29 protein-coding genes and 4 pseudogenes are annotated in these 25,517 nt (G+C 68.4%); 18 read left to right on the top strand and 15 right to left on the bottom strand.

Translation table 11 applies throughout. From position 1 onward, the window contains the following. The first annotated feature begins 476 nt into the window (after window positions 1-476). Window positions 477-803, top strand: a complete 327-nt coding sequence (locus AB0K15_RS47025; RefSeq protein WP_364067558.1) for a hypothetical protein — start codon at window positions 477-479, stop codon at window positions 801-803. Between the two features lie 214 nt (window positions 804-1,017). Here AB0K15_RS47025 and AB0K15_RS47020 read toward each other — a convergent pair. From AB0K15_RS47020 to AB0K15_RS47010, 3 genes and pseudogenes are all read right to left on the bottom strand, one after another. After that, window positions 1,018-1,167: pseudogene (locus AB0K15_RS47020) on the bottom strand (tyrosine-type recombinase/integrase); the annotation flags it as partial. Window positions 1,168-1,171: 4 nt separating this feature from the next. Next, window positions 1,172-1,576 carry a nuclear transport factor 2 family protein gene (locus AB0K15_RS47015; protein ID WP_364067556.1) on the bottom strand — a complete coding sequence of 135 codons (405 nt, stop codon included), beginning with the start codon at window positions 1,574-1,576 and terminating at the stop codon, window positions 1,172-1,174. Further along, a pseudogene (locus AB0K15_RS47010) lies at window positions 1,573-3,016 on the bottom strand (aldehyde dehydrogenase family protein). The gene AB0K15_RS47015 and the pseudogene AB0K15_RS47010 overlap by 4 nt, the downstream one beginning before the upstream one ends. Window positions 3,017-3,710: 694 nt before the next feature. Here AB0K15_RS47010 and AB0K15_RS47005 point away from each other — a divergent pair. From AB0K15_RS47005 to AB0K15_RS46985, 5 genes are all read left to right on the top strand, one after another. Continuing rightward, on the top strand, window positions 3,711-4,040 hold the full coding sequence (locus AB0K15_RS47005) for a hypothetical protein (RefSeq protein ID WP_364067554.1): 330 nt from the start codon (window positions 3,711-3,713) through the stop codon (window positions 4,038-4,040). A 720-nt stretch (window positions 4,041-4,760) separates the two neighbouring features. Beyond that, entirely contained in the window at window positions 4,761-5,207 is a 447-nt protein-coding gene (locus AB0K15_RS47000) for a hypothetical protein (protein ID WP_364067551.1), read from the top strand. A gap of 489 nt (window positions 5,208-5,696) precedes the next feature. After that, window positions 5,697-5,882: a hypothetical protein gene (locus tag AB0K15_RS46995; RefSeq protein ID WP_285967388.1), complete on the top strand. Its 186-nt coding sequence runs from the start codon at window positions 5,697-5,699 to the stop codon at window positions 5,880-5,882. 156 nt (window positions 5,883-6,038) lie between these two features. Next, the gene (locus AB0K15_RS46990) at window positions 6,039-6,527 is read left to right on the top strand and encodes a hypothetical protein (protein WP_364067549.1); all 489 of its coding nucleotides are present in this window, start codon (window positions 6,039-6,041) and stop codon (window positions 6,525-6,527) included. Window positions 6,528-6,858: 331 nt separating this feature from the next. Then, window positions 6,859-8,049, top strand: a complete 1,191-nt coding sequence (locus AB0K15_RS46985; protein WP_364067547.1) for a zinc-dependent alcohol dehydrogenase — start codon at window positions 6,859-6,861, stop codon at window positions 8,047-8,049. A 261-nt stretch (window positions 8,050-8,310) separates the two neighbouring features. Here the strand turns inward: AB0K15_RS46985 and AB0K15_RS46980 are convergent, their stop codons facing one another. The 4 genes and pseudogenes from AB0K15_RS46980 to AB0K15_RS46965 all read right to left on the bottom strand — a co-directional run bounded on the left by AB0K15_RS46980 (window position 8,311) and on the right by AB0K15_RS46965 (window position 12,982). Beyond that, on the bottom strand, window positions 8,311-9,456 hold the full coding sequence (locus tag AB0K15_RS46980) for an FAD/NAD(P)-binding oxidoreductase (protein ID WP_364067545.1): 1,146 nt from the start codon (window positions 9,454-9,456) through the stop codon (window positions 8,311-8,313). 544 nt (window positions 9,457-10,000) lie between these two features. Beyond that, window positions 10,001-10,183 (bottom strand): DUF2795 domain-containing protein, encoded by a 183-nt coding sequence (locus AB0K15_RS46975; protein WP_364067543.1) that lies wholly within the window; start codon window positions 10,181-10,183, stop codon window positions 10,001-10,003. Between the two features lie 222 nt (window positions 10,184-10,405). Continuing rightward, window positions 10,406-11,403: pseudogene (locus AB0K15_RS46970) on the bottom strand (DNA topoisomerase IB). A gap of 79 nt (window positions 11,404-11,482) precedes the next feature. Continuing rightward, the gene (locus tag AB0K15_RS46965) at window positions 11,483-12,982 is read right to left on the bottom strand and encodes an FAD-dependent oxidoreductase (RefSeq protein ID WP_364067540.1); all 1,500 of its coding nucleotides are present in this window, start codon (window positions 12,980-12,982) and stop codon (window positions 11,483-11,485) included. 92 nt (window positions 12,983-13,074) lie between these two features. Between AB0K15_RS46965 and AB0K15_RS46960 the strand changes: the two genes are divergently transcribed. Continuing rightward, complete coding sequence (locus AB0K15_RS46960) at window positions 13,075-13,554, top strand: hemerythrin domain-containing protein (RefSeq protein WP_364067538.1); 480 nt, start codon at window positions 13,075-13,077, stop codon at window positions 13,552-13,554. Window positions 13,555-13,967: 413 nt separating this feature from the next. Here AB0K15_RS46960 and AB0K15_RS46955 read toward each other — a convergent pair whose 3' ends face one another. The 6 genes and pseudogenes from AB0K15_RS46955 to AB0K15_RS46930 form a co-directional block, all read right to left on the bottom strand. Continuing rightward, window positions 13,968-14,156, bottom strand: a complete 189-nt coding sequence (locus AB0K15_RS46955; protein ID WP_364067535.1) for a hypothetical protein — start codon at window positions 14,154-14,156, stop codon at window positions 13,968-13,970. A 449-nt stretch (window positions 14,157-14,605) separates the two neighbouring features. Continuing rightward, on the bottom strand, window positions 14,606-14,923 hold the full coding sequence (locus tag AB0K15_RS46950; protein ID WP_364067533.1) for an ANTAR domain-containing protein: 318 nt from the start codon (window positions 14,921-14,923) through the stop codon (window positions 14,606-14,608). A gap of 327 nt (window positions 14,924-15,250) precedes the next feature. Next, on the bottom strand, window positions 15,251-15,637 hold the full coding sequence (locus tag AB0K15_RS46945) for a hypothetical protein (RefSeq protein ID WP_364067531.1): 387 nt from the start codon (window positions 15,635-15,637) through the stop codon (window positions 15,251-15,253). Between the two features lie 87 nt (window positions 15,638-15,724). Then, a pseudogene (locus tag AB0K15_RS46940) lies at window positions 15,725-16,135 on the bottom strand (cbb3-type cytochrome c oxidase subunit I); the annotation flags it as partial. Between the two features lie 158 nt (window positions 16,136-16,293). Further along, window positions 16,294-16,794: a hypothetical protein gene (locus AB0K15_RS46935; RefSeq protein WP_364067529.1), complete on the bottom strand. Its 501-nt coding sequence runs from the start codon at window positions 16,792-16,794 to the stop codon at window positions 16,294-16,296. A gap of 231 nt (window positions 16,795-17,025) precedes the next feature. Next, window positions 17,026-17,250, bottom strand: a complete 225-nt coding sequence (locus AB0K15_RS46930) for a hypothetical protein (protein ID WP_364067527.1) — start codon at window positions 17,248-17,250, stop codon at window positions 17,026-17,028. A gap of 640 nt (window positions 17,251-17,890) precedes the next feature. Between AB0K15_RS46930 and AB0K15_RS46925 the strand changes: the two genes are divergently transcribed. The 10 genes from AB0K15_RS46925 to AB0K15_RS46880 are packed head-to-tail and all read left to right on the top strand — an operon-like array spanning window position 17,891 to window position 22,950. Continuing rightward, window positions 17,891-18,478, top strand: coding sequence for a hypothetical protein (locus AB0K15_RS46925; protein WP_364067525.1), 588 nt, complete (start codon window positions 17,891-17,893; stop codon window positions 18,476-18,478). Window positions 18,479-18,483: 5 nt separating this feature from the next. Beyond that, the gene (locus tag AB0K15_RS46920; protein ID WP_364067523.1) at window positions 18,484-19,578 is read left to right on the top strand and encodes an SRPBCC family protein; all 1,095 of its coding nucleotides are present in this window, start codon (window positions 18,484-18,486) and stop codon (window positions 19,576-19,578) included. Then, complete coding sequence (gene gvpJ, locus AB0K15_RS46915; RefSeq protein ID WP_364067521.1) at window positions 19,575-19,973, top strand: gas vesicle protein GvpJ; 399 nt, start codon at window positions 19,575-19,577, stop codon at window positions 19,971-19,973. The genes AB0K15_RS46920 and gvpJ overlap by 4 nt, the downstream gene beginning before the upstream one ends. Before the next feature lie 4 nt (window positions 19,974-19,977). After that, window positions 19,978-20,769: a GvpL/GvpF family gas vesicle protein gene (locus AB0K15_RS46910; protein WP_364067519.1), complete on the top strand. Its 792-nt coding sequence runs from the start codon at window positions 19,978-19,980 to the stop codon at window positions 20,767-20,769. A gap of 3 nt (window positions 20,770-20,772) precedes the next feature. Then, entirely contained in the window at window positions 20,773-21,039 is a 267-nt protein-coding gene (locus AB0K15_RS46905; protein WP_364067517.1) for a gas vesicle protein GvpG, read from the top strand. Between the two features lie 6 nt (window positions 21,040-21,045). Beyond that, on the top strand, window positions 21,046-21,369 hold the full coding sequence (gvpO, locus tag AB0K15_RS46900) for a gas vesicle protein GvpO (RefSeq protein WP_364067515.1): 324 nt from the start codon (window positions 21,046-21,048) through the stop codon (window positions 21,367-21,369). Between the two features lie 2 nt (window positions 21,370-21,371). Continuing rightward, the gene (locus AB0K15_RS46895) at window positions 21,372-21,737 is read left to right on the top strand and encodes a gas vesicle protein (protein WP_364067513.1); all 366 of its coding nucleotides are present in this window, start codon (window positions 21,372-21,374) and stop codon (window positions 21,735-21,737) included. Next, the gene (locus AB0K15_RS46890) at window positions 21,724-22,488 is read left to right on the top strand and encodes a GvpL/GvpF family gas vesicle protein (RefSeq protein ID WP_364067511.1); all 765 of its coding nucleotides are present in this window, start codon (window positions 21,724-21,726) and stop codon (window positions 22,486-22,488) included. The genes AB0K15_RS46895 and AB0K15_RS46890 overlap by 14 nt, the downstream gene beginning before the upstream one ends. Beyond that, window positions 22,485-22,670 (top strand): gas vesicle protein, encoded by a 186-nt coding sequence (locus AB0K15_RS46885; RefSeq protein ID WP_364067509.1) that lies wholly within the window; start codon window positions 22,485-22,487, stop codon window positions 22,668-22,670. The genes AB0K15_RS46890 and AB0K15_RS46885 overlap by 4 nt, the downstream gene beginning before the upstream one ends. Continuing rightward, complete coding sequence (locus AB0K15_RS46880; protein ID WP_364067507.1) at window positions 22,663-22,950, top strand: gas vesicle protein K; 288 nt, start codon at window positions 22,663-22,665, stop codon at window positions 22,948-22,950. The genes AB0K15_RS46885 and AB0K15_RS46880 overlap by 8 nt, the downstream gene beginning before the upstream one ends. A gap of 541 nt (window positions 22,951-23,491) precedes the next feature. Here AB0K15_RS46880 and AB0K15_RS46875 read toward each other — a convergent pair. Beyond that, complete coding sequence (locus AB0K15_RS46875) at window positions 23,492-23,782, bottom strand: iron-sulfur cluster biosynthesis protein (protein WP_364067505.1); 291 nt, start codon at window positions 23,780-23,782, stop codon at window positions 23,492-23,494. A 678-nt stretch (window positions 23,783-24,460) separates the two neighbouring features. On the opposite strand from AB0K15_RS46875, the gene AB0K15_RS46870 reads away from it, so the two are divergent. After that, window positions 24,461-24,673, top strand: coding sequence for a PhoU domain-containing protein (locus AB0K15_RS46870; protein ID WP_364067503.1), 213 nt, complete (start codon window positions 24,461-24,463; stop codon window positions 24,671-24,673). Between the two features lie 185 nt (window positions 24,674-24,858). On the opposite strand, the gene AB0K15_RS46865 is transcribed toward AB0K15_RS46870, so the two are convergent. Continuing rightward, on the bottom strand, window positions 24,859-25,149 hold the full coding sequence (locus tag AB0K15_RS46865; protein ID WP_364067501.1) for a hypothetical protein: 291 nt from the start codon (window positions 25,147-25,149) through the stop codon (window positions 24,859-24,861). Between the last annotated feature and the right edge of the window lie 368 nt (window positions 25,150-25,517).

The following is a 25,517-nucleotide window of genomic DNA, read 5'->3' as shown; positions in this document are numbered from 1 at the left end:
GGTCACACTGGCGCCGCCGACGACAACACCAAGCCCGACTCAGCCACTACAAACGACGCGGCTACCCACTCACCTAACTGCCGTTGCAGTACTAGCAGTCCTGGCGACAACGACCGGCCCGGCGTTTCGTCGAATCGACCCACTGACCCGCTGCGGCGGTCGCCGACCTCGCTCGGGTTGCCGTGCCCGGCCTGGAGAGGGCGTCGAGTGTGGGGCATCTGGTTGTGTCGGATGGCCGAGCTCGCCCACGCCGCTCAGGTTGCGACGCAGCAATCATGCGCAGTGCGGCAACGTGATCAACCACCGGCGACATCGAGAATCCGGGTGCTGGGGGAGTGTGCACATCAGATGCGCGTCAGTTACTCTGGTGAAGTGATCTCCGGAAAAAAAGAATGCCCATTGATCAATATTGGGCGCAGCGGGCAGTATGGCGATTACCTCTCCTTCACTTCATGTAATCCTTGAAGGGTGATCGAGTGAATCTGAAAGAACTCTGCGATCACCTGCAGTATCGGCGCAGGATGTACCTCCCTGATGACAGGTACTCAACGGCTGTCTCCTTCATTGAGGGGTTCAATGTCGCACTGGACGGCGGGCCTTTGAAGGGGTTCCAGCGCTGGCTTGCCGAACGAATTCGCGGGGGTGAGTCGAATCTTCATTGGGCGTACCTCGTGGCATCTGTGCGGATGCCGGAAGTGATCGAAGGAAGGCTTCCCCTCGATCAGATTCCACCCGATCGAGAAGAGCTACTGGTCGATGATTTGCTGCGACTGATCGACGAATTCTTGGCGCTGCCTTCGTAGAAACTGCCGCAGAGAGATCGTGAAAGGTGAGGCCCCGCCGGATGGGGTTCCGGTGGGGCCTCTGGGGTGTCTGACGGCAGTAGTTGACGGCGACGTCAGCGGACGGGTGCTGCACAAAGGGGTGGTTCGTCGCCGTCGTCGGGTCAGGTGGGTTGCGGAGGGCGTTGCCGAGGAGGTCGATGGCGTCGCGTTGGAGGCGGAGCCGGACGTGGGCGTATGCCGTCGCGGTTACACCGATGTGGGCATGGCCGAGGAGTTCCTTGATCACGACGAGTTCGACGCCCTCCTCCAGGAGGGCCGTCGCCGCCGAGTGCTGGAGATCGTGGAACCGGATACGGCGGAGCGTGGCGAGGCGGAGGAGGATGCGATTATTCCATCAGGACAGTGTTCGCATGAAGCGTGTCAAGATATTCTCGCACTTTCCGGATTTTCCCACCGAGAATCTCACAGGAGAAGGCCACTCGGTTCTCGTAAGTCTTGCCGCTGACGGAGACTCCGCGGGCGATGAACTCGACCACCACCTGGCTTCCTTCGGCGATAGTGTTGAAGATTTCCACGTGGACGCCGCCGGGGATGGCCGCGCCGATCGCGCCGAGAATTTCGATCAGCTCCGACTTGGAGTGTGTCCCGGCCAGCGGGAACTCGGTGGAGTGGCCTCCGATTCGATATTCCAGATTCTCGTCCAGCCGACTCATCGCCCCCTCGAGGTTTCCAGCCGAGAGATCGATGTAGAAGTCCAGTACCAGCGCCTTGTTCTGCTGAGACTCGTTCATGCGTCCTCCGTTGATCTGCGATGCAAATTGATCACGTCTGGTTCAGCTGCTGATGTGCTGCAGTCCGGGTATGCGCTCTTTCTCAGTGTGATGGTCTGCGGCTGGCTGAATTCCAGCAGGCCGGCGTTCCCACTTTCGACTCCGATGCCTGACTGCTTGTGTCCGCCGAAGGGCACCAGAGGCGACAGGTGCATCACTTCGTTGACCCAGACCGTTCCAGCCTCCAACTGCCCGGCTACTGCCGACGCGGCGGCCGTGTCGGCCGACCACACCGAGGCGCCGAGCCCGTGGTCGACGGCGTTGGCGCGGCTCAGCACCTCGTCCACGGTCTCGTAGCGTACGAGCGGGACCACCGGGCCGAACTGTTCCTCCTGGACGATCCGCGCACTTTCCGGCGGATCGTCCACGATGGTGGGGTGGAGGAAGAACCCCTTTCCGCCGCCGGGCATGCCGCCGGTGAGGAAGGTGTGGCCGTGGTCTTTCGAGTCCTGGATGAGATCGAGCACGGCTTCGTATTGGCGGCGGTTGGACACCGGGCCGATTTCGGTGCCGACGGTGCGGGCCAAACCGGTGAGCGCCGCGGCGAGCTCATCGTATCGGCTGCTGTCGACGTAGATTCGTTTGGCCGCCAGGCAGATCTGCCCGGCGTTGGCGAAAGCCGCCCAGAACAGCTGCGTGGCGATCGCCGGGATGTCGGCGTCCCGGAGAACGATGGCGGGATCGTTCCCGCCGAGTTCCAGGGTGACACTGGCGAGGGTCGGCGCGGCGCTGGCCATCACGCTCGTCCGATCGGGGTCGAGCCGGTGAAACTGATCTTGTCGAATCCGGGATGGCCGGTCATCAGCGGGCCGAGCGCGTCGTCGCCGGAGATGACGTTGACCACACCGTCTGGAACCACCCCGCGCAACAGCTCGCCGAGCCGGAGGACGGCCAGCGGGGCGAGGTTCGAGGGCTTCACGACACGGTATTGCCGGCCAGCAGGGCCGGGTCCAGTTTGAAGGACAGCTGTCCGAGCGGGTAGTTCCACGGCGTGATGGCCGCGATCACGCCCAGCGGCACCCGACGGGTGATCGAGCGGCGTTCCTCGCTGTTTTCGTTGACCGTTTCTGGGAGGTCCAGCGTGGCGGTTTCGCGGAGCCAGTGACTCAGGTCCCGGACCTCGTCCGCGGCCAGATCCGGCGACTTGCCCTGCTCGGCGGTGATCAGCTGGTGCAGCTCTCCGAGGTGCTCGTCAACTGTATCGGCGATGGCGCGCAGGTGGCCCGCACGCTCGGGCAGCGGCAGTGCGGCCCACCCGGGTGCGGCGGCGCGCGCGGCGGACACGGCGGCGTCGAGCTGCCCGGGAGTGGCGTTCGGGGCCGTCGCGACGACGGTTTCGTCGGCGGGGTCGATCACGTCGAAGAACGAAGTACCGTCGACGGGGGAGCCTTGGATGGTCATGGTGAAGGTGGTGCACATGGTTTCGAGCGTGCCGGGACGACTGGTACCGGAGAAGGGCGCGGATGCCTAGGAGTGCCACACCCAGGCAGGGTGACGACGGAGCAGGTCGGCGCGGGTACCGATTACCCTGGTCAGCGTGACAGACGGTGATAACGGCCTCGCCGGCTTCCTGCGTGCCCACCGGGCGCGGGTCCAGCCCGCCGGCGCGCCGGGTTGCGCGGCGGAACCGGCCTGCGCCGCGAAGAGGTGGCCGTGCGGCGGTCGGGAGGGCCAGCAAGCCCGCACTGCAAGACGCTCACGGGTGGCCGGTTATGGGTGCGCCGGGCGGTTCGCTCCGAAGGTTGTCGGCCATCCGGCTGTTGACAGCGGGAATGTTCGTGTCCGTGAGCTGATGCTGACACGGGGTGTTCACGCCGGTGGTTCTTTTCCTGGTCACGGCCGATGAGGTGCGATGTCCACAGCCCGGCGACCCGGCCCGGGGACGGTTCTCGGAGGTTCTCATGCGCGTTGTCGTGCGGTCGGTCACCGCGGTCTTCGCCGCTGTCGCTCTCGCCGGTGGCGGGGTGATCGTGACCGGTGGTGTGGCTCTGGCCGCGACCTGCTCCACGTCCCGTCTGCCGCCGCCCGATGCGAGCTGAACCCGGGCACCTACAACCCCGACGTCACCCAGTCCAACATCCACTCCACGATCTGCGTGTCCGGCTGGACCGCCACGGTGCGCCCGCCTACCTCCTACACCAACCCGCTGAAGGTGCAGGGCATCGCCGACTACGGCTACAGCGACACCAGCCTGGCCGACTACGAAGAGGACCACATGGTGCCGCTCGAGTTGGGCGGCGCGCCCCGGGATCCGAAGATTTTGTGGCCCGAGCCCTACTCCGGCAGCGAGACCGCGCACACCAAGGACGGCACCGAAACCAAGCTCAAGAACGCCGTCTGCGCCGGCACCATCACCCTGTCGGCCGCCCGCTCCGCGATCAAGAGCAACTGGACCACCGCCCTGCAGGTCACCGGCATCGGCTGAATCTCCCCGTCCTTGAGCCGCTCCCGACGTGCGAGCCGCTGCTGCCCGCCGGGCTTGGGACACCCCGGCGGGCAGCAGCCCCGGTGAACGGTCACCGAAAGTCGCGCGACGTCGACGCGAGGCTCTTCAGGTTCAGCGGGTGACCTGGTCGGCGACGAGCGACACGGTGCCCTGCCCGATCTGCACGATGCCGCGCACGAGTCGAGCCGGGCTGGACAGCCACACCTGACGGTACTTGCGCCACACCGTTGACCGGACTACGGGGCGACACGCCGGTGCGTCGTCAGCTGACGCCGGACACATGGTTCGAGACTTCGGTCGTCGTGATCGCCGAAGTCGTCGGAGTGCGTTGTGCCTGCTCAGTTGCCGTTGGATCTTGTGCGCCTGCCCTGGTGGGGGCGGGTTGTCCCGTGGTCGAGTGGCCCGGCGTGGTTGGTGGTCGACCCGGACAACGCCGTAGTGCCTGCGATCGCGGAGTTCTTAGCCGATCTCGCGGCCAGGCCCACCAGCACGGCGAGTGTGCGGACCTACGCCTACGACCTGTTGCGCTGGTGGCGGTGGGGCGAAGAAGTGCTTCAAGTGCCAGAAGTCCGAGCCTGGTCCCGGCGACGTACTTCTCCGGACTACGGCTCGCCTCGGTGTCAGGAACTACTGTCTCGAGCATGGTCGACCACGATGCCTTTAGTGCCACCCGTAAGGGTTACGACGCTGCTGCTGCCCATGCACGATGACCTGCCCGAAGAGGTCCGGGCGTTGTTTACCGATGACGAGCTCGCCGAGATCGCGGAGAACAAGCCCGAGCCGGGCGACAATGGCAAGCCTGACGCTATCGGCTTGAGTCGAGCTTGGTCGCTGCAGGTCGAGAAGCTCGACCGAGATCGCGGGCTACCTCATGCCGATCGCAGTGTCTGGACCGAGCATGACCTGGCCGGGGCGCTCTTCATGCGCGACTTTGTGGAGGACGCACTCCGCCGGCTCAGGCCCGGGCTCGCTGACAAGGTTCGTCGGTACGTCACGCCGGGCGATGACCTGTTCCGGTCCTTCACTGCCGACGACCCGGGCGACCGCATCGCGAAGATTGCTCGGATCGACCTCACCGGTAGGGGGTGGTGGTGGTTTCGCGTGCCCACCTCGGGCCCAATCGTGCAGGACCTGGCCAAGTACTGATCGAGTAAGTGGTGCCGACGTAGACGGCGCGCGTCCGAGGTAGTCCGGTCAACCGTGCTGTGCGCGGGGTGCTCGGCAGAGATCACCGGCTTCGTGGTGCCCTGGGACGATGTGATCGCGAACTCGAAGCAGCTGTCCAGTCAGTACGCGATCCGGCGGTGAGTGCACGCCGTAAAGCGATGGCGCGCGGCTGCCCCAGGCGGATGACGGTCGGGCACAGTCCCCGACCGGCCCCGGTGAAGGGGGCGACGCGCGATGACCCGGTTGCATTGGGTCGAGGTGGTCGAGTAGACCCGCTCGATCGTGGCCTCGTATTCCGAGCGCGTCACGCTGCGCCACCCGGGCTCCGCTTCGGGGGATCCACGTGCTGCATGCCCGGCACGACCAGCTCGGGCGCGCAGTGCACGCGCAGCACGTCGGCGTCGATAACGAGGAACCCGGCGCGCTCGCGGTCGCCTGTAACGGCAGGCGAAGCCGTACGCTGAGGGCATGGCTGACCAGGTACAGCAGAGACCCGGCGAATCGAACGCCCAATGGCTGAATCGGCTTGAAGCCCTCCTGGTCGTCCACATGGACCGGGTCACCGGCATGGGCTCAGCCGCTGACGAGGAAGAAGAGAGGATCCGGGCCACCATCGCCGCCCTGAAACGCGGCGAGGCACCGACGAACCCCTGACCTGGGGCTCAGGGCGTGCTGGTGACGGGTTTCGCAGCTGGCGCAATGCGCTTATTCGAACCGTGCGATATTCGCCCGGATCTGGCCAGGGACTGCGGCGGGACAACGCCAGCTGGCGGTCAGCCGAGGACTAGTGGCCTGCGGCAGGATGGCTTGGTGTCAGATGAGTTGAAGCTGTTCGCGGACTACCACCAGATCCACGTGTTCGATGAGGGGTCTGTAACCGATCTGGGGGAGGTGTGGACGGAGGAGGCGATGGCGGACCAGCTCGCAGTAGCCGGGGACGCTGTTGCTGTCGGCACCATGGCGAACGTGTTCGTGCGGGTCGCGGTCGAAGTGTTGGACGAGGCTCCAGCAGACGACAGCACCGCCTTTGACCACGTTGTCGAAGGCAGCGTGCAGGTTCCATCCGGCCGCCTGGTGGTGATGGGCTGTACGGATTTTGAGCCTGACGCGGCGCGTTTCGCTGTTCCGACCGGGTGGCTGCGGCTGCGGGTGGCGAAGTCGAACCTGGGAGTTGCGAGTCGTTTGGATATCGATTCCGACGAAGACCCTGCAACCATGGAGCTGGTACGGGTTCAGGTGTGGCCTGCGGCGGCGGCGCCGCTCGTCGTGCTCAAGCAGTGGCCTACCGCCAGGGCGTAGCGGGTCGAGCATCCCCGGCTGAGCAGCCGTGCCGGCGGTGCCCGGCCGCGGTGGGGTCAGCGGTCGGGCAGCGCCACGCGCGTGTCGTGTAGGTCGGCGAGCAGGTCGCCGTGCTCGGGTGCGCTGCGTGATGGATGCAAACGTCTGCAGAAACCATCGCAGAGCATGCACTACCCGCAGCGTCGGGCGCCGCAGACCCTCTGAAAGTGCACAACGCGACAGCCTGAGCAGTCCACATAAGCCGGTTGCGGACAGGTGAATCGCGTTTGCCCCGCCGGTCGTCAGGAAATCCCGGAACCAGTTGGCTTTCTCCACGGTGAAAGGGAGATCGATGAAGGCAGTGACCTGGCACGGCAAGCGCGACGTCCGCGTGGACACAGTGCCCGACCCGAAGCTTCAGGAGCCGACGGACGCGATCGTGCGGATCACGTCCACTGGGATCTGCGGGTCGGATTTGCACCTGTACGAAGTACTTGGCGCGTTCATGACCGAGGGCGACATCCTGGGGCACGAGCCGATGGGCGTGGTACAGGAAGTCGGTGCGGGCGTGACCGGGATCAAGCCCGGCGACCGCGTCGTGGTCCCCTTCAACATCTCGTGCGGTCATTGCTGGATGTGCGAACGTGGCCTGCAATCGCAGTGCGAGACAACGCAGGTAACGAGTCAGGGCAAGGGCGCGTCGCTGCTCGGGTACACCAAGCTCTACGGCCAGGTACCCGGAGGGCAGGCAGAGTACCTGCGGGTGCCGCAGGCCCAGTACGGGCCGATCAAGGTCCCGGATGGCCCGCCGGACGAGCGGTTCGTCTACCTTTCCGACGTGGTCCCGACGGCGTGGCAGGCCGTCGAGTACGCGGATGTGCCCGACGGCGGTTCGGTCGTAGTGTTCGGGCTCGGGCCGATCGGGCAGATGGCCTGCCGCATCGCGCCGCACCGCGGGGCCGGCGAGGTGATCGGCGTCGACCTCGTACCGGACAGGCTCGCGCGGGCGCGTTCGCACGGCGCCACCACCCTCGACATCCGTGACCACAAGGACATCGCCGAGTCGATCCGGCAGCTCACCGATGGGCGGGGTGCGGACGCGGTGATCGACGCCGTCGGCATGGAGGCCCACGGTGCGCCGATCGGCCGATTGGCACACAATCTCGTCGCCCTGTTGCCGCAGCAGATCGGCGCAAAGATCACCGAGAAGGCGGGTATCGACCGCATGAGCGTGCTGTACGCCGCGATCGACAGCGTGCGCCGCGGCGGCACGATCTCGCTGTCCGGCGTGTACGGAGGCATGGTCGACCCGATCCCGATGATGGAACTGTTCGACAAGCAGATCCAGCTGCGCATGGGCCAAGCCAATGTGCGGCATTGGATCGACGACATCATGCCGGCCCTCACCGCCGAAGACGACCCGCTCGGCGTCGAGGGTTTCGCCACGCACAAGCTGCCGCTGACCGACGCGCCGCGCGCGTACGACATCTTCCAGAAGAAGCTCGAGGGCGCCCAAAAGATCCTGCTGCAGCCCTCCGCCTGAGAGCTCCACGAAGAGTGGCACACACCGTCGATCAGCATCCGAGGAGAACCTAATGCCAAAGCGCGAGATGACGGCCGCGCCCCCGGCTGGTGACCCTGACGCTTGCGCAGGTCACGAGCTGAGACGGTGCTGCCCCTGGGGAACCGGCGACCCGTACGTGCCGGACCCAGCCGATTCGCGGCTGCGCACTCTGCGCGTAACCTCTTCCTGAGCACCCGCCGGCCACGGGCGTCCGGTCCGACGCCAGCCGGCTGACGGCGGTTACGCCGGCACGGGCCGGTGGTCGCGGATCAGGGCGCGGCCGCGTTCGTAGTCCTCGTCGGCGCCGTGGGTGAGCACGCCGACGAGCTCGGCGCCCCGTTCGTACCAGACGGTGAATCCTCCGTCGTGGGACACCGGGTGGGCGTGGTCGTAGCCGTCACCCCACGCGGCGTATTTGAGGACCTGGTCGCCGATTTCGGACCAGAACCCGGGGACGGCGTCCCACGACGCGTCGGTGCCCGCCGCCGACCGGCCGGCGACTTCGCCCATGGCGAGTGCCTCACCCCAGTGCTCCACGGCGAGGGAGCGTCCGGCTGACGGGTTGTGGGCGAAGGCGACGTCACCGGCCGCGTATACGTCGGGGCGGCTGGTGCGCAGGTGGTCGTCGGTGCGCACGCGGCCGTGCTCGAGGGCCAGTCTGGCGTGTGCGGCCAGTTCGACGCGGGGGCGGACGCCGGTGGCGAGCAGCACGAGGTCTGTGTCGAGCGCGGGGGTGAGCTCGGTGTGGATCCGGTGGCCGCCGGTCACAGCCTCGAGGCGGGTATCGCGCAGCACGCTGACCCCTTCGGCCTTGAGCCAGTGGAGGATCAGCTCACCGGCCGAGCGTCCGAGCCGGGGTTCCTGCGGCACGGAATCGGGGCACAAAACGGTCACCTGCAGGCCCAGCCGCGACAGCGACACCGCCGCCTCGCAGCCGATGAAGCCCGCGCCGACCACGACGGCGCTGCGGGCGCCGGCCGCGGCGGCTCTCAGTTCGCGGGAGCTGTGCAGCGAGCGCAGGCAGCGCACGTCGGGGTGGTCGGCGCCGGGAACCGGTGGCCGCAGGGGTTCCGCGCCGGTCGCTAGCACGCACTTCGTGAACTCGTGGGCCGCCCCCGAGCCGGTCCGGACCTCGTGCGTGCCGAGCGCGACGACCGGATCACCCAAGACGAGATCGACGTCCTCACCCGGGCCGTCGAGCGCGAGGTCCGCCTCGTCGCTCTCGCCGCGCAAGAAGTCCTTCGACAGGGGCGGACGCTTGTATGGCGGCGCAGGATCGGCGGAGAGGATGCGCACCCTGCCCGCGCCGCCCGCCTCGCGGTAAGCCCGGGCGGCGGATAACCCGGCCGGGCCACTGCCGATCACGATCAAAGATTCTTCCGTCATATTGGGCGGCTACCCGGTTCGGCTCGGTTTCGACCACGTAGGGCGCGCGGGTCGGCGGCTCGGTGCGTTTTCCTGCTCCGGACGAATGCGAGGTCTACGGCGTCCCCGCCCGACCCCGTCGTGATGACCGGCGACCTGCCGGTGAAGTGGAAGCGCGTCATGACGACCGCGGCCGGGGTCGCCGCCACACTGGTCAAGTCCGTTCCTGGGCCGGCGCCGATGAGCCTCTGCAGCGAGCGTGCGAGTGTCGAGCCCGCCGCTTGACGAGTGGTCAAACGATGCTCGCCGCGGCCCTGACCAGATTCCTCGCGTTGCCCGGTCTCAGCCACCAGCCGGTTCAGACCGGCGTAGCCGAGGCACAGGCCGCAGGTGCCCGGGGGCCGCGGTTCGAGGTGTACGGCCCACAGAAACTCCGTCAAAGGGACGGCGACTTTGCCGAACATCGCGGGCCGTGCTTCGCTGTCCGTTTCGGGCGGTTCGCGTCGAGCCGTTCAAGCACACGCTGCGCAACGCTGGACATGTGCCCGGCCATCCCCGGTCGAGGTCATGGCGAATCGGTGCCGAGCAGCCGTTGGACGGTCTCTGCGTCCGCGTACTCCTGCTCGGGCAGCTTGCCCAAGTGGCCGATGATCTGGTCACCGGCTCCGTGGGCGGCGGCGGAGCGGAGCAGTTCTTCGCGCCCACAGGGATATTCGACGTCGATCAGGTAGTCGCGGACAGCGGACATAGAGCTCCTCCTCACGGCTGGGGGAAGTGGTGTACCGCCCAGGAATTCCCCTGGACTCGCCGAGTAAACACGCGCCGCCCGGCCCGACGAGGAAGCGGTGGATGTGCTGCTCGACCGGCTTGACCTCGCCGCTGACGGTGAACGGCATCGCCCGCACGAGTGCTCTTCGGCGTGGGGTCTCCGGGTGGCCAGGTTCCGTTGCCCGCCTGTCGGCCTGGCAGGTTACTGGTTCTTCGTGCGGCTCAGCAGCCGGATGGTGGCGCGCTCGAGGACCGCGCGGGCGTCGTCGCCCTCGGCTTTCGCGGCACGCCTCAGGGCCCGGCTGATCGTCCGTGACGATCGGTAGACCTCGACCACCCGCGGGTCCACATAGGACGCACGGCATACGGCCGAAGTGTTGCCCAGCGCTTCGGAGACCTGGCGCATCACAGCCGCCTCCGCGCGTTTGGCCGCAGCCTTCGACTCCGGTTCGTCGGCCGTGGCGAACGCGCCCGCGGCGAGCAGGGTGGCGTTCCAGGTGCGCAGGTCCTTGGCAGTGCAGTCTTCACCGGCGAGCTCCTTGAACCGCTCGTTGACGTCGGCGGCGTGGATCTCGTGCCAACCTGAGCGTGTGCGGTAGACGAGCAGCCGGTCGCGTGGCTGCGCAGCAGGGACCGCAGGACCTTCACCAGCGCCGGATCGTCGATCGACACCGCCCGGGCGGCGACGCCTTTGGCCGGGTACTCGAATACGCAGGCACCGTCGCGCACACAGGCGTGCTCGCGCAGCAGCGTCGCCACGCCGTGGGTGCTGTTCTCCTCGGCGTACTCCTCGCCGCCGGTGCGCAAGATGCTCCGATCGAGCAAGCGCAGCGCGGCGGCGAGCACTCGGCGTTCCGTCAGCCCTCGTCCGGCGAGGTCGTCCTCGACCTGTGCCCGCCATTCGGGCAGACGCTTCGCCATGGCCAGCACCCGGTCGTGCTTCTCCTCGTCGCGATCGCGGCGCCACTGCGTTGGTATAGGTACTGCCGCCGGCCAGCGGCGTCGGTGCCGACGGCCTGGATGTGGCCGTTCGGGTGTGGCGCGATCCACACGTCCCGCCACGCCGGAGGGATGGCCAGGCCCTCGATTCGTTCCAGAACCCCGGGTTCGGTGAGCGGGTCGCCGGAAGGAGAACCCGCGCCCGCGCCGCACTCGCCGGATGCCGGGGCCGGTCAGGGTGCTGCGTCGCAGCCGCGTCATCCCCGGGAAATACCCTTGGTGTGGCCGCCGAAACCACGCTTCGGGGTGGTTGCTCGTCGCGTCCATGATCGCCGGTGAGTCAGCGCGGATGACGGCGCAACGGCCGGACGGCGGGGCCCTGGACGACGGCGCCGTCGGGGTCGAAGCGGGAGCCGTGGCACGGGCAGTCCCAGGTGTGTTCCGCGTCGTTGAAGGTCACCAGGCAGCCGAGGTGCGTGCAGTGGGCTTCGACGGTGTGCAGGTCACCTGTCTCGGCGCGGTAGGCGGCGACTAGTTCGGCGCCCACGCGGACCACGGCGCCCTGCCCCGGCCGCACCTGGTCCAGAGAGCGACCCTGCTGCAGCACGGACACGTGGTCACCGACGAGGTGGCGGCCGACCTCGAAGGCGTCTTCGGCGAGGCTGAGCACCGAGCGCGCGTCGAAGCGGTTGGGATCGAACAATGCAGCCGCGGGGTGGTCATCGCCGAGGATGCGGGCGGCGACGACCTGACCTGCCGCCGTGCCTCCGGTCATGCCCCACTGTCCGAAGCCCGCGGCGACCCACAGCGGGGCCGAGGCGGGCAGATAGCGGCCGGCGTACGGCAGTCCGTCCAAAGTCGACAGATCGTGCGCGGACCAGCGGTGGGTGACGTGGTGCACGCCTGCGTGTTCGCCGGCCCAGGCGGCGAGGCGTTCGTAGCGTGCCTCGATGTGTGATTCGGAGCCCACGCGGTAGTGCTCGCCCCCGACGACGACGGTCGGGGTCCTGCCGGCGGCGTAGGCGCGCACCGAGTGGTGGGTGTCGGCGTCGAGGTACATGCCGTCCGGCGCGCGGTCGCCGGCCGCCGGGCCCGCGACGACCAGGTCGCGCACTGGGTCGAGCCGGGCGAAGTAGAGCCCGCGGTCGAACACGGGGTAGTGCGTGGCGACCACCACGTCGTCGGCCTCGACGTCGCCCTGGGACGTCCGCACGACCCGGCCGCGCAAGTCGAGGCTCAGCGCGCGCGTGTGCTCGAGGACGGTGCCGCCCGCGCGTTCGACCTCGGCGGCGAGCCCGAGGAGCCAACGGCGGGGGTGGAAGTGCGCCTGCCCGGCGACGCGCACGGCACCGAGGGCGGGCACGTCCAGCTCGACGTCCTTCACGTACGCCGCCGGGAGCCCGGCTTTCGTGGCCGCGTCGGCTTCCCGCTTGAGCTTGTCCACGGTCCCCGCCCGCGTCGTGTAGACGTAGCTGGGCGCGCGCGTGAACGCGCAGTCGATGCCCGCTTCCGCCGCGATCCACTCCAGCGCCGCCGACTGCGCTTCGGCGTAGGCCTTCGCGGCGTCCGCACCGTGGCGCGCCTCGAGCTCGGCATACTTCACACCGTGCTGGGCGCTCACCTTCGCCGTCGTGTGCCCGGATACGCCGCTCGCCACCCGGTCGGCCTCCAGGACGAGCACCGACTTCCCGGCCCGTGCCAGCAGCACTGCCGTGGTCAGACCCGCGATCCCGGCCCCGAGCACGGCGACCTCGGCCCACGCCGGTGGCGGCCCCGAGCTGCGTTCCGGTGCGGGCGCGGTGTCGATCCACAACGACAGCGGGGCGGGCAAGTGGGTCATCCCCGGGTGGTTCCCCCGTGGGGTGAGCGCAAACCCCGGGCGTTTCACCCTCGCGCCCGGGGGTAATCCGGGCGCGACTGAAGGAGGCGCCCGTGTCGACCGACGCGATCGTGTTGCTGAAACAAGACCACAAGAACGTCGAAAAGGTGTTCAAGCAGTTCGAGAAGGCCGGTGACTCGGCACACCGGGAGAAGCGCCGGCTTGTCGACGCGATGATCGAGGAGCTGACCGTCCACACGTACCTCGAAGAGGAGATCTTCTACCCGGCTGCGCGCGACGCCGCGCCTGAGGAGAAAGACCACGTGCTCGAAAGCGTCGAGGAACACCACGTGATGGTCTGGCTGCTGTCGGAGCTGCAGGGCTTCGACCCCGCGGACGAGACCTTCGACGCCAAGGTCACCGTCCTAATAGAGAACGTGCGTCACCACGTCGAAGAGGAAGAGGGCGAGTGGTTCCCGGAGGTCCGCAAGGCGATGGGCCGCAAGCGCCTGCAGGAGCTCGGGCGCGAAATGCTCGACGCCCGCTCGGACGCGCCGAAGGATCCGCTGAAGATCCGCAGCGCCACAGCCTGAGTGGTGGCCCGGAGCTCGGTCTTGCGCGGGTAACCGGGCGCCGCTCGACGCCGAGCGCCGCCACGCCGCCGCTCGGCACTCGGGCCCTGGACCCATGCAGAAGCACTGGTGCGTTCGCGGGCTCCGTTACCGCGAGGGCCGGCGCCCCGCCGAGGGGACGCCCGGGCGCGTGGGGCGGGTGCCCGTGGTTCCGGTTGGGCCGGCCCTCGTCGAGGGCGCTGTGGAACTGCGGTTGCCAGGTGGGGAGGTCGTGCCGTCCGCCCGGTTCGTGGCGACGCCCGTGGCCGGCTCCAGCTGAGCCGGCCGGCCCGCGCCGTGCGGGGATCGACGTGATGACCGCAGCAGCGCAGGCACACGCTGCGCGTACCAACGCGGTCCCGCCGGTACGCGCAGCGTCGTGCACCCGTGCCGGCCTACGGTAGTGGCGAAGTCGGGGCGACGCCGGCCGCGGGTTCGTGCTCCCGACGACGGCGTCGGCATTCGGCGCAGAACACCGTCTGGCCGAGCAGCCGTCCGTCGCTCGAGACGAGCCGGGCCACGCGCAGCGCGGGCGCGCTGCACTCCTTGCACGCGACGGGCCGGCTCTCCTGGCTGATCAGCATCCGGTTCAACGTGATTCCCCCTGACGGGTCGAGGTCCCCGCCGCATACCCCGTCGGCGCGGCCGCACTCGTCCATTCCGGTGATGCCACCCGAACGGATGTACGTCGCGGTGCGGGGGACTGGTCGCCTACTCCGGACCCGCGAAGTTTCGACTCGCCTGCCGGAGTCACGCTGAGTAGGCAACGGTGCTCCGGGGGCTGGTGGCAGCGGAAAGTTTTATCGTCAGGTAGGGGATATCGACGGGCGGTCCGGGTGCGGGCGCCACACCCAATCGGCGATCAGCGGCTTTGTTGTTGGCCGCCCGCCAAGGGTGCGCTGCCTTGCCCTCGGCGCCGGACCCCACCGTTCGTCGTGTTTCCCGTGGGGATGCGCGGGTAGGCCCTGGGTGGCGCGCTGGTGACGGGCCACCGTGTGGCCGGGAAGTGACGTGTCCGCAGGTGGCCTCGCGGTCAAGCAGGGGCTGCGGGGCCGCCGTGCGATTGCTCGGGCGCGGTGGCGAGGAACTCGTCGAGGAACGCTCGTGCGACGTCGCGGAGCTTGACGTTGGTGTCCTGCGACAGTGTCACGAGCACGTCAAACGCCTCCTGCGGGCCGCAGCGGCGCTGGGCCATCAGCACGCCTTTGGCCTGCTCGATCACCCCTCGGGACTGCAGCGCCTCCCGAAGCTGCCGGTTCTCTTCCGCGAGCACCGCCGCGCCGTCAACGCCGTCGGGCATGCGCTGAGGAGCCGGCGCCGGCCAGCTCGTCCGCTCGGTCTGTGCGTCCACCAACGACATGGTTGCTCCCCTCGCTCCGCGGGCCTCCGATCTATCGACCATCGAATTACCCCGTCACTTGGTCAAGTGAAACCGACGTTCCGGCTGGTGGGCGCACCTGGTGGACAGGGATGAAGGCTCGTGAAGGTGACGCCGGGAGCTGCTACGAGGCCAGCCGTCGGCCGGCTATGCCTTCACCCGCCGTTTCGCGTACGTGGACAGTTGGCCGCTGCGCACGATGTCCGACCGCAGCGTGCGTCGCTCGCTGGTCATTGACGGGCACGACCTCGCCGGGTGGCCGGGGTGATCGCCCAGGACGCGCAGGCCCGGCCTGGTCAGTCAGAGCTGCCCGCAGTGCGCAGTGAAAACCGCCAGGGGGCCCCGCGACGGACCCGGCAGTTTCGCGCTGCCACCTACAGAGTGCCCGCACCGGATCGTGCGTCGGCATCGTCGGCCGCTTCCAGGTTGCGCTGTGCGACCTCGGGTGGCGGGGTCGGGGCGTTCCTCGGCGAGCCGTTCGTCCAGGGGGCGTGGGTCGGCCTCCTCGCGGGGCGTCATGCCGTACTTGGTCACCCCGCTCCAGTGCTCCGGCGGGTCCATCCCCGCTTCGAGGGGATCGGCCTGGAGCTCGTCCTCGTCGAGATCCTCGGCGGCGCTGAGCGCGGCCGGATCCGTCTCCGCCGCGTCGGGCGTAGCGGCGTCGTGGGGCTGGTCGGGTTCGGTCACGGGTAAAGCCCTCCTTTCCTGTTCGCGGATTTCCCGTGGCAGACGGGCGTAATCCTCGACTCTGCCGGCCCGGACGACGGCCGGCACCTACATCCGCACCCGGTGCTTTTCGCGCCGAGTGACGCGCTTCTCTTGCTCGAGTCGCCCAGCCATCGCCGGGTAGTGCAGCTCGAAGGCCGCTGGCCCGGAGCGGATGCGGGGCCACTAGGGGAAGTTGTGCCGCGACGGTGGGCAGGTGGTCGCCCATTCGAGTGAGTTGCCGAAGCCCCACGGGTCGTCGACAGTCACCACTTCACCGAACCGGTAGCTCTTCACCGCGTTCCAGATGAACGGCAGCATGGACGCGCCCGGCACGAACGATCCGATGGTCGAGACCATGTTGGGCGCCGTGAACCCGTCGGTGGACAGGTAGTCGGCGTAGCGGCGCGGCGTCCCTTCGGCGCCCAGCCAGTGCTGTACCAGGAAGGTCAGGCGGAACCCGATGAACGTCAACCAGAACTGCGCAGCAGGGCCAGGAACACGGCTCCGCGAGGCGTCTGCCGGGGGCTCGGGCGGATCGGCTCGACGCGAACGCTGGACTGGGGCACGGCTGACGTCCCCGGCTCGGCGCACGACTCGGGCGGCGGTTACCCGACCCAGGACGGGTTACACGTCCGTCACAGCTGGTTTCGGACGCCCGCTTCGTGCGGCAACCGAGCGGATTGCACCGAAAGATCGCCTTCGAGGGCTTTGCGTGCGCTGGCGCGCCGGAAGACCGGCAGGGTGGTGCGCTGCCGCACGTCCCCGACGAGGAACGCGGTGCCGGCGTAAAGCGCCAGCGCGAACAGCGCGAGTGCGACCCAGCCGCTCGCGAGCTGCACGGCTTGCGGCGCACCGAACTCGGCCGCGGCAGCGAGCGCGGCGCGGGCCGCGGACACCGTCAGCGCGATTCCGAGCAGCCTCTTGCCCAGGAACGCGACGATGATCAGTGGCACGAGCGCACACGCGAACGCCCCAAGGTAGCAGTCGAGAGCCGGGCTGGTCTGGTCCTGTGGCGCCACGATGTCCACCGCGCCGAGTGCGAGCCACGACGTCGTGAACAGCCCTAGCGCGGCTGCCGCTCCCGTGTCGCGGGCGAGAAACGCGACGACCGCCGCGAGGAACTCCAGCGGGAACACGAAACCGGCCAGCAGGATGCCGTCGTGCGCAACTGGTCGCCGTCGATCAGGCCGAGCCCGATGCCGCCCAGCACGGCCATGCCGATGCCGAAGCAGACGAATCCCAGCGGCAGCGGGTCGCGTACGGCCGGAGGGTCACCTGCGTTCGCTCGCTCATGATCTCGGCCTACCCGCTCCCGACGAGCCGAAGCGACGGTCCGCAAGGGATGCGGTGGGTGGTGCCGACCGCGGTCAGCCGCGTGCGATGGTGTAAATCGCTTCCGCGACGAGGTCCGGTTCGGCCACCGTCACCGTCAGCCCGGGGTGGCGGATGAGTCCGAACGGGTCGATACCCGGCACCGGCACGTTGAAACGGATGCAGATGCCCCGCTCGGTGCTGGTGCCGAGCGTGAGCCCTCGGTCGACCGCGGAGAGCCGAACCCCGAGGACCCGGACGGCGCTGAAGGGTCCGGACACCTCCGCGCCGGGCAAAGTTGCTGAGTGGCGTCGAGACGACCCAGGGGCCGAGGCCGACGCGAAGGCCTTCGGTGTCGAGTTCGAGGCCGTGGCGTTCACCGAGGAAGCGCGTGAGCCATGGCGCTGCGGCGAACCGGGCGCGCAGCCGGTTGCACCTCCGTGTCCGCTTCGGCTTCGAGCTCAGGTTGGCGCAGGGGCACACGATCCTCCTCCGGTCCTGCTCCGGCTACCCGGTGCCGGAGCGGGGAAACTCCCGCCGTGGAACCCGCCGCTCACCGTGCACCGAGGACGGAGCGGGCGTTGCGCCGAACGGCCGATTTCAGTGCCTCCCTCGGTCCACAATGCGATACCGCCATTCGCAAAATCGTTCCTACTGGGCGGTAAAATAGCACGTGCATCTGTCTGCGCGGTTCCGAAAAGATCATGTTTGGCTTTCGTGTTGGGGAGTTCTTCAAAGTGCCTATCCCCTGTGGTGAAGCCAGTTCTCGTAATCTCGTGTTTTCCTCCCGATCAATCCGGGTAGCTGGGTTGGGTGACGCAGCCACATTCCCCTTCGCCTTGTTTCGGCGGGTGTGGGTTGCGTGTGGGGAACTCGCGACCGCAACAGTCTGGAGGAGCGGTGATGAAGGCAGGAACACGGATGGCGCTCGGCGTCACGGCCGGTTATCTGCTGGGGCGCACGAAGAAGATGCGTCTGGCATTGATGATCGCGGCCGCCGGGGCCACCGGTAGGGCCGGGGTGTCGCCGACGAAACTCGTCCAAAGTGGTCTGAAGCAGCTGAGTTCGTCGGCGGAGGTCGGGCAGCTTACTTCCCTGGCGAAGGACGAGCTGCTCTCCGCGGCGAAGTCCGCGGCGGTGACGGCGGCCAGCGGGCGGATCGAATCGCTGAGCGAACGGCTCCAGGACGGCGGCAGTCTCAGAGCCGGCAAGAAGTCCGGCAAGGCGGACGACGAGGACACCGATGTCGAACCGCAGGAAGAACCGGAGATGGAAACCGAAGAGCCCGGCGAAGACGACGAAGCCGAAGAGGAGCCCCGGCGACGGCGCTCATCGAGCCCCCGTGCGAACGACGACAATGAAGACGACGGCCGCCTGCCGCGCCGTCGGGCGCCCAGCCAGCGCTCCAACGCGTCCGACGAACAGCGGTCGGATGACGGCGGCGAAAAGAGCACCAGCAGTCCCCGCACGGCCACCCGCCGCGCCCCCGTTCGCCGGGCTGGGAGGTGAACGCGATGGTCACCAAACACCTGAAGGACGCCACGGACAAGGTTTCGGATACGGCCGGCAAGGCCACCGGCAGCGTGTCGAGGGCGAGGGGTGGGGACTCGACTGAGCTGACCGACGCCCTGCGCGGTCTCGGGCAGGCAGCGATGACCCGAGCGACGAATTCTCTCACCAAGAGGATCTCGTCCACGGCCGGCCGGTTGTCCGACTTCGCGGAAGGCAACGGCGGCGGTGGGCTATTGGAGGCGGCCACCGGCGGCAAGCCCAGCGTGAAGGGCAAGGCCATGATGGGCGCCGTCAAGGGTGGCCTGTCCGGTATCGCGGAGAAGGTGAAGAGCGCCTTCACCGGCGGCGGTGGGGGCAAGGGCAACAAGGTCAAGCTGACCAATATCGTCGAGGAGATCGACATCGGTGCGCCGATCGATCTCGTCTACGACCAGTGGACGCGGTTCACGGATTTCCCGGCGTTCATGAAGAAGGTCAACAACGTCGAGCAGGTCAGCGACGAGAAGACCGAGTGGAAGGCGCAGGTCTTGTGGTCGCACCGCATCTGGGAGGCCAGCATCCTGGAGCAGGTGCCGTACGAGCGGATCGTGTGGCGTTCCAAGGGGCCGAAGGGTCACGTCGACGGTGCGGTGACGTTCCACGAGCTCACCCCGGACCTGACCAAGGTCGTGCTGGTACTCGCCTATCACCCCCAGGGCCTGCTCGAGCGGACCGGCAACATCTGGCGCGCTCAGGGCCGCCGCGCGCGGCTGGAGCTCAAGCACTTCCGCCGGCACGTGATGACAGAAGACCTGCTGCACCCCGACGACATCGAGGGGTGGCACGGCGAGATCCACGACGGGGAGGTCGTCGAGCAGGAGGAGGGCCAGGAGCACACGGACCGCGACGTGCGCGCTGAGTCCGAAGAGGGCGAAGGAGGTGCCGATACCAATTCCGGAGAGGACGACTACGCGGAGTCCGAGGAGGAGCCGGAAGAGGCCGACGACGACACCGACGAGACCGAAGACGACGCCGACGAAACCGAAGACGAGCGGCCTCGCCGTGGGCGCGGGCGCGTCCGCGCGGGCGCCGGGACAAGCCGAGGGAGCACGCGATGACGACAGCTGTACAGCCCTCGGGCGGGGGTGGCGGGCTCGACCGGCCGAGTTCGAGCGGCCTCGCCGACGTGATCGACACAATCCTGGACAAGGGCCTCGTGATCGACGCCTACGTCCGGGTGTCCCTGGTGGGCATCGAGCTGCTCACCATCGACGCCCGGGTTGTCGTGGCCAGCGTCGACACCTACCTGCGCTTCGCGGAGGCCGTGAACCGGCTGGACATCTCCGACACCGAGCAGAAGGGGCTGCCCGACCTGCTCGAGGACATGAACTCCGGCGGTGCGAAGGCCAAGACACGCGGCGCGCTCGAGGCGGCCGGTGACAAGCTGCGCGACATCCTCGGCGAAGACGAGGAAGAGGAAGAACCCACGGGCCGCGGCCGGAAGGGACGATGAGGGAGTGACTACCGAGACCGAGACCCAGACCGACGGGGAAACGGAGACCGGCACGGCCGTCTACGTCTACGGGATCGTGCCTTCCGACGTCGAGCTCGATCCGGAAATCAGGGGGGTGGGCGATCCGCCGGCCTCGGTGAGCACTGTGGCGAGCGGTCCGATCGCCGCGCTGGTCAGCGAGATCCCGCAGGACGCACCGCTCGGCCGGCCCGAGGACCTGTCCGCGCACGCCGGGCTGCTCGACGCCGCGGCGGCGGAACTGCCGGTGCTCCCGTTGCGCTTCGGCGCCGTGGTGTCCGATGTGGACGCCGTGAAGGAGGAGCTGCTCGACGCGAACCAGGACGACTTCACCTCCGCTCTCGACCAGCTCGAAGGCAAGGCGGAGTACCTCGTGCGGGCGCGCTACGACGAGCGGGTGATCCTGCGCGAGATCATCGGCGAGAACGACCGGATGGGGCAGCTCGCGGACGCGATCCGCGGCAAGCCCGAAGAAGCGACCCGCAACGAGCGGATGGCGCTGGGGGAGCTGATCACCCAGGCCATCGAGGCGAAGCGGGCGGCCGACACGCAGCGGGTGGCCGACGCGCTGGCCGACCTCGACGTGGAGCTCGCGGCGCGGCAGCCGACCCACGACGAGGAGGCTGTGCACTTGGCCGTGCTCGCGGAGGTCGAGCGGCAGGACGAGCTGGAAGACGTGGTCGGCGAGCTCGCGAAGGAGTGGGAAGGCCGGGTCGAGGTCCGTCTGCTCGGTCCGCTCGCGGCGTACGACTTCGTCGTCACGCGGACCCCGGAGTGACCCGTGGGCCTGCTGACGGGCATCCTCGGCCTCCCGCTCGCCCCCGTGCGGGGAGTGCTCGCCCTGGGTGAGCTCATCCGCAAGCGGGTCGACGAGGAACTGCACGATCCGGCGTCCGTGCGACGTGAGCTGGAGGCCGTGGAACGCGCGCGGGCCGCCGGCGAGATTTCGGTCGAAGAGGAAGCCGAGGCGCAGCAACGGGTTCTGGGCCGGCTGACCGGAGCGCCGTCCGGCCGGCCGGTCCGCCGGACCCACGACAGGAAGAGGTGACGGCCGATGGCGGCCGCTAAGGGTGAAGGGCGGGCTCAGGCGACCCGGCGCCGGCCTCGCGAAGGGCTCGTGGCTTCGGCAGCGGCGGCAGCGGCACTGCGGAGCGTGAAGGACCTCGTCTCGAGTGACCCCGTGGGCATCACGTCGGTCGAACCCCTGGACGACGGCTGGCTCGTCGAGGTCGAGGTCGTCGAGGAGCGCCGCATCCCGTCCTCGGCCGACGTCCTCGCGCTCTACGAGATCGAGCTCGACGGCGAGGGGGAGCTGCTGGCCTTCCGCCGGACCAGGCGATACGGGCGGGGCAAGGCATCCGGCAACGAGGGGAGCTGACCATGGTTTCGGGACAACCGGTCACCACGTCTCAGAGCGGGCTCGGCGCCGCCGGGAACCACCAGCCCGCGAACCTCGGCGACATCCTCGAGCGGGTCCTGGACAAGGGCCTCGTGATCGCCGGGGACATCCGGGTCAACCTGCTCGACATCGAACTGCTGACGATCAAGCTGCGGCTGGTGATCGCCTCACTCGAGACGGCGCGGGAGGTGGGCATCAACTGGTGGGAAACCGATCCGTGGCTGAACGGCGACAGCGGGAAGCTGCAGAACGAGAACCGAGAGCTGCGGGCCCGCGTCGCGGAGCTCGAGTCGGGCCGGGAAACGGAGTTCACGGAGGACGGTGGGGAGGACGATGAACACGGCTGAGGGAATCTGGCTCTACGGCGTGGCCCGCTCGGTGGATCCGGGCTCACTCGCGAACCTGTGCGGCGTCGCGGGGGAGGCGCCCCGGGCGGTCGAGGCCGGCGACCTGATGGCGGTGACTGGCGACGTGCCGCTGAGCGCGTTCGGCGAAGAAGCGTTGCGGTACAACCTCGAAGACCTCGACTGGCTGGCCGTCGTCGCCCGGGCGCACGACGCGGTGATCGCCGCGCTGGGCGCGCGTGACCCCGTGGTGCCGGTCCGGCTCGCGACGGTGTATCACGACGACACTTCGGTGCGTCTGGCCGTGGAGGCGCGCGCCGCGGACTTCGCGCGCACGCTGGACCACGTCGAGGGACGGGTCGAGTGGGGTGTGAAGGCCTTCCTCGAGACCGCCCCCGAACCCGTTCGGACCGCGACATCGGGTGCGGGCGCCGGCGCGGCCTACCTGGCCCGCCGGCGCAGCGCACTGGCCTCGCGCGAAGACAGGCAGCAACAGGCGGCCGACCAGGTGAACCGTGTCCACGCGGTCCTGTCGGAGTTCGCGGCGGACGCGTGCACGCACCCGCCCCAGAGCCGGACGCTGGCGGGTGAGGACGGCCCGATGGTGCTCAACGGCGCGTACCTGGTCGACGCCGGGGAGGCCGACCGGTTCGCCGAGACCGTGGCGGACTGCGGCCGCGACAGCGACGTGCTCAGCGTGCGGCTGACCGGTCCGTGGCCGCCATACTCGTTTTCGTCCATGGAGGGATCATGACCCTGCCGGCCCGTGCGGGGGACCGCAACGTCGCCCTGATCGACCTGCTCGACCGGGTTCTGGCGGGCGGTGTCGTGGTGAGCGGGGAAATCACGCTGTCCATCGCCGACGTCGACCTCGTGCACATTTCCTTGCGTACCCTCATCACCTCGGTCACCGCGTTGCAGCCGCGCCATGACTGACGAACGCAAGCACCACCTCGACATCGATCCCGAGACGGCGGAACGCAGCCTCGTCGGCCTCGTGCTGACCGTGGTCGAGCTGTTGCGCGAGCTCATGGAACGTCAGGCGCTGCGCCGAGTCGACCACGGCGACCTGCCCGACGCCAAGATCGAGGAGATCGGGCAGACGCTGATGTGCCTCGACCAGCGCATGGAGGAACTGTGCGAACACTTCGGCCTGGAACGGCGGGAACTGAACCTCGATCTCGGTCCGCTCGGCCATTTGCTCTCCGGAGAGTAGTTTTCGCCCTGCGAGCCCGCGGCAATCTCCGGGAAGTCACCGGCCACCGACGGCGCAGTCGTATGCAGGGGTGGCGCCCAGCACTGGTCATCGGCCGGTCGGCGGGAAGCTCGAGGAATAACGCGCCCGTTTTGGTGGTGGTCTTCGCTTCGCCACCGCGAGGCCTGGTGCAGCGGCTTCACCGCGGCTCCTGGCTGACGCCGTCGACGTCGTAGCGTGAACCGTGGCATGGCCAATTCCATTCGCGCTCGGCGTCGTTGAAGCGACAGGGCAGCCGAGGTACACGGTCCGCGGTGGGGCGCAAGCGACTGCAGGAGCTGGGCCGCCAGATACTCGACGCCCGGGCGCGCGCGCCGAAGGACCCGTTGAAACTGAGCAGCGCGACTGCCTGATCGACTGCGCGGTCGGTGCTCGGATTTCGCTCGTGGTGGCTGGTGGGCATCGCGGTGAAGACACTTGCAGGTGCTGCTACACCAACAGATGCCGTTCATGGACGGAATGATGCCGACGGGTTCGACCGGCTACGCAGTTTCGGTGGTGCTCAATGTGTCGTCGTGATCAGAAAGGTGTAGTGGCCGTCGATGTCTTTGCGAACGTCAAGGGTTTTGTCGGCGAGCCGGAACCGGGTTTCGCGGGCGAGGAACACATGGGCGTCGGCGGTCGTGACGACATCGTCCCCAACCACCGGGTGCGCGGTCACGTCGACAGTGAGCGCGGCACCGTCCTCTGGCGAGCCATCGAGCGTGAGGCAGAGGCCGCCGTCGGCGTGGACGTTCTGGGCCGCGGTGAGCTGCTTGATCGCCTCGGCGGCGGATTCGGTGACGGTGAACATCGATGGTTTCACTTTCTCTGCGCTGGCGAATCGGCGGTTTTCGCCTGCGGGTGTTCAGTCTCGCGCGCTGGCGGTCTCCGGCGGTGCTCTGGTTACTTGATCGGCGTGAGATCATCAGCGGAGTGTCCGGGCAGCGGCAAGTACCCGGTTCGGCCGGCGCTCAACCGCCGCGGCGGGTCGGTGGTGGCCTGCGTCGGTGGGGAGGCTGATGACGGACGGACGCGGGAGCGATGGCAACCGGGCTGTGGACCGGAGGCTCGGCCGCGAGGTCGAGGTCAAATTTCGGCTCGGCAGCCTCTGACGGTTGCCGGATCGCTTCTCTTCGCCCTCCTCCGGACTGGGCAGGGTTCTTGTTGGCCCACTTCAGCCCCCTCGGCCCAAAGGTGTCGGAGCAGCACACCGGCGCGGCTGTGAATGAAGACGTTTCGCCGGCTTGGGTCCGGGTAATCGGGGAAGGTCGATGGGGGCTCCGGAGACCCGGCCGACCTGCCCGGTCGTAGCCGTCCGGCGGGTCGTCGAGTCTGCTGACGCGGTGGTTGGAGCCGCGCGAGAGGGTTGTGGTCGGTCCGCGACAGGCGTTCCGTCAGGAGCTGGTTCGACTCGGTGCCGAGATGACCGAAATGTGTCGCCTGCGCGCAGGCGATGCGCCAGGCCACGACGGCGTTGCTCACTGCGGACGTGGATCTGGCCGAGCAGGTGCTCGGGGGCGACATCGAGCTGGATCTCCAGCGCGCCGAGTGCGAAGAACGCGCTGAGGCGCCGCTGGCGTTGCAGGCCCCGGTCGCCCATGAGCTGCGACTCGTGCTGGCTGCGGTGTATTGCGCCGACAGGCTCGAGCGCATGGGTGACCTGGCCGCGCGCACGTCGCCGGCTGATTCCGTGGATGAGTGACTTATCTGGCGTTGTAAACCCCGGCTCGGTGGTCGGGTCGAAGCGGGCACCGAGGTCCGGGGTGTGAGAGGAGAATTCTGTGTAGCTCTTGTGATGCCAATTCGGTTCGTCACCTTTTTCGGCCGACTGGCCCGGGGAACAGTGCCGGCCTGGCGGGTATTAAAGTCACTTCAGGTCCTCGGGTATTAATCGGGCGAACTGCCGTAGGGGCGTTGCGAGACGCCCTTGTGGCCCTCGGCTGCCTCGCCGGGCTCCGGGCCGATTTCCTCGCCGCGGCGCGTTGTGCTTTCTCCCGCGCCGAACGGTGAGCCGGGTTCGATGTCCGTGTCGGAGAGCGTGCCGCCCGGGGAGTAGTCGCGGTGGGGGTCGGGTTCGTGCTCCGGCTTCTCCCGCGCTTTTCTCCCGGCTTCGGCGGCGGTGTTGCCCTCGGTGCCGATGTCCTGGGACCAGCCGTGCTGGTCGTCGTGGCCGGCCATGATGCGCTCCTTTCGGCCGGGCTGTAAACCCAAGCGGGTTTGTATTCCCGCTGCGTACCCGGTTGAAGGCCGGTCAAACGCGCCGTTATCACCTCGCGGCGTACATCGTTTCCCGGTCCTCTGTTGACGGAAGGGGTTCCGGAGAAGCCGATTCCGTCAGGGCTCTAGCACTACGGCGGCCTGCTCGAGGAGGTCGTCGATCACCGGTTCGAGCACAGACGCCCCGCACCCGCAAGATCGACGCCGACACCAGCCGCTGCTACGGCGAGACCCGCGCCAACGAGAAGGTGCAGCTGGAGGCCGACCGCAAATGGTTCCCGATCGCCCCGGCCCGCTGGCCACGGCTCAAGGCGATCGTTTACGTCGTC

Source organism: Amycolatopsis sp. NPDC049253 (genome assembly GCF_040678995.1).
Classification (GTDB): Bacteria; Actinomycetota; Actinomycetes; order Mycobacteriales; family Pseudonocardiaceae; genus Amycolatopsis.
The sequence above is the reverse complement of the archived record's forward strand: the minus strand, read 5'-3'. Positions and strand labels throughout refer to the sequence as shown.

Bases quoted from the DNA above. Each gene is read 5' to 3' on its own strand.
- AB0K15_RS47015 (WP_364067556.1), bottom strand. From the start codon at position 1,576: ATGAACGAGTCTCAGCAGAACAAGGCGCTGGTACTGGACTTCTACATC.
- AB0K15_RS47000 (WP_364067551.1), top strand. From the start codon at position 4,761: ATGCACGATGACCTGCCCGAAGAGGTCCGGGCGTTGTTTACCGATGAC.
- AB0K15_RS46995 (WP_285967388.1), top strand. From the start codon at position 5,697: ATGGCTGACCAGGTACAGCAGAGACCCGGCGAATCGAACGCCCAATGG.
- AB0K15_RS46985 (WP_364067547.1), top strand. From the start codon at position 6,859: ATGAAGGCAGTGACCTGGCACGGCAAGCGCGACGTCCGCGTGGACACA.
- AB0K15_RS46980 (WP_364067545.1), bottom strand. From the start codon at position 9,456: ATGACGGAAGAATCTTTGATCGTGATCGGCAGTGGCCCGGCCGGGTTA.
- AB0K15_RS46975 (WP_364067543.1), bottom strand. From the start codon at position 10,183: ATGTCCGCTGTCCGCGACTACCTGATCGACGTCGAATATCCCTGTGGG.
- AB0K15_RS46965 (WP_364067540.1), bottom strand. From the start codon at position 12,982: ATGACCCACTTGCCCGCCCCGCTGTCGTTGTGGATCGACACCGCGCCC.
- AB0K15_RS46955 (WP_364067535.1), bottom strand. From the start codon at position 14,156: ATGCTGATCAGCCAGGAGAGCCGGCCCGTCGCGTGCAAGGAGTGCAGC.
- AB0K15_RS46925 (WP_364067525.1), top strand. From the start codon at position 17,891: ATGGCGCTCGGCGTCACGGCCGGTTATCTGCTGGGGCGCACGAAGAAG.
- AB0K15_RS46920 (WP_364067523.1), top strand. From the start codon at position 18,484: ATGGTCACCAAACACCTGAAGGACGCCACGGACAAGGTTTCGGATACG.
- gvpJ (WP_364067521.1), top strand. From the start codon at position 19,575: ATGACGACAGCTGTACAGCCCTCGGGCGGGGGTGGCGGGCTCGACCGG.
- gvpO (WP_364067515.1), top strand. From the start codon at position 21,046: ATGGCGGCCGCTAAGGGTGAAGGGCGGGCTCAGGCGACCCGGCGCCGG.
- AB0K15_RS46895 (WP_364067513.1), top strand. From the start codon at position 21,372: ATGGTTTCGGGACAACCGGTCACCACGTCTCAGAGCGGGCTCGGCGCC.
- AB0K15_RS46890 (WP_364067511.1), top strand. From the start codon at position 21,724: ATGAACACGGCTGAGGGAATCTGGCTCTACGGCGTGGCCCGCTCGGTG.
- AB0K15_RS46885 (WP_364067509.1), top strand. From the start codon at position 22,485: ATGACCCTGCCGGCCCGTGCGGGGGACCGCAACGTCGCCCTGATCGAC.
- AB0K15_RS46880 (WP_364067507.1), top strand. From the start codon at position 22,663: ATGACTGACGAACGCAAGCACCACCTCGACATCGATCCCGAGACGGCG.
- AB0K15_RS46875 (WP_364067505.1), bottom strand. From the start codon at position 23,782: ATGTTCACCGTCACCGAATCCGCCGCCGAGGCGATCAAGCAGCTCACC.
- AB0K15_RS46865 (WP_364067501.1), bottom strand. From the start codon at position 25,149: ATGGCCGGCCACGACGACCAGCACGGCTGGTCCCAGGACATCGGCACC.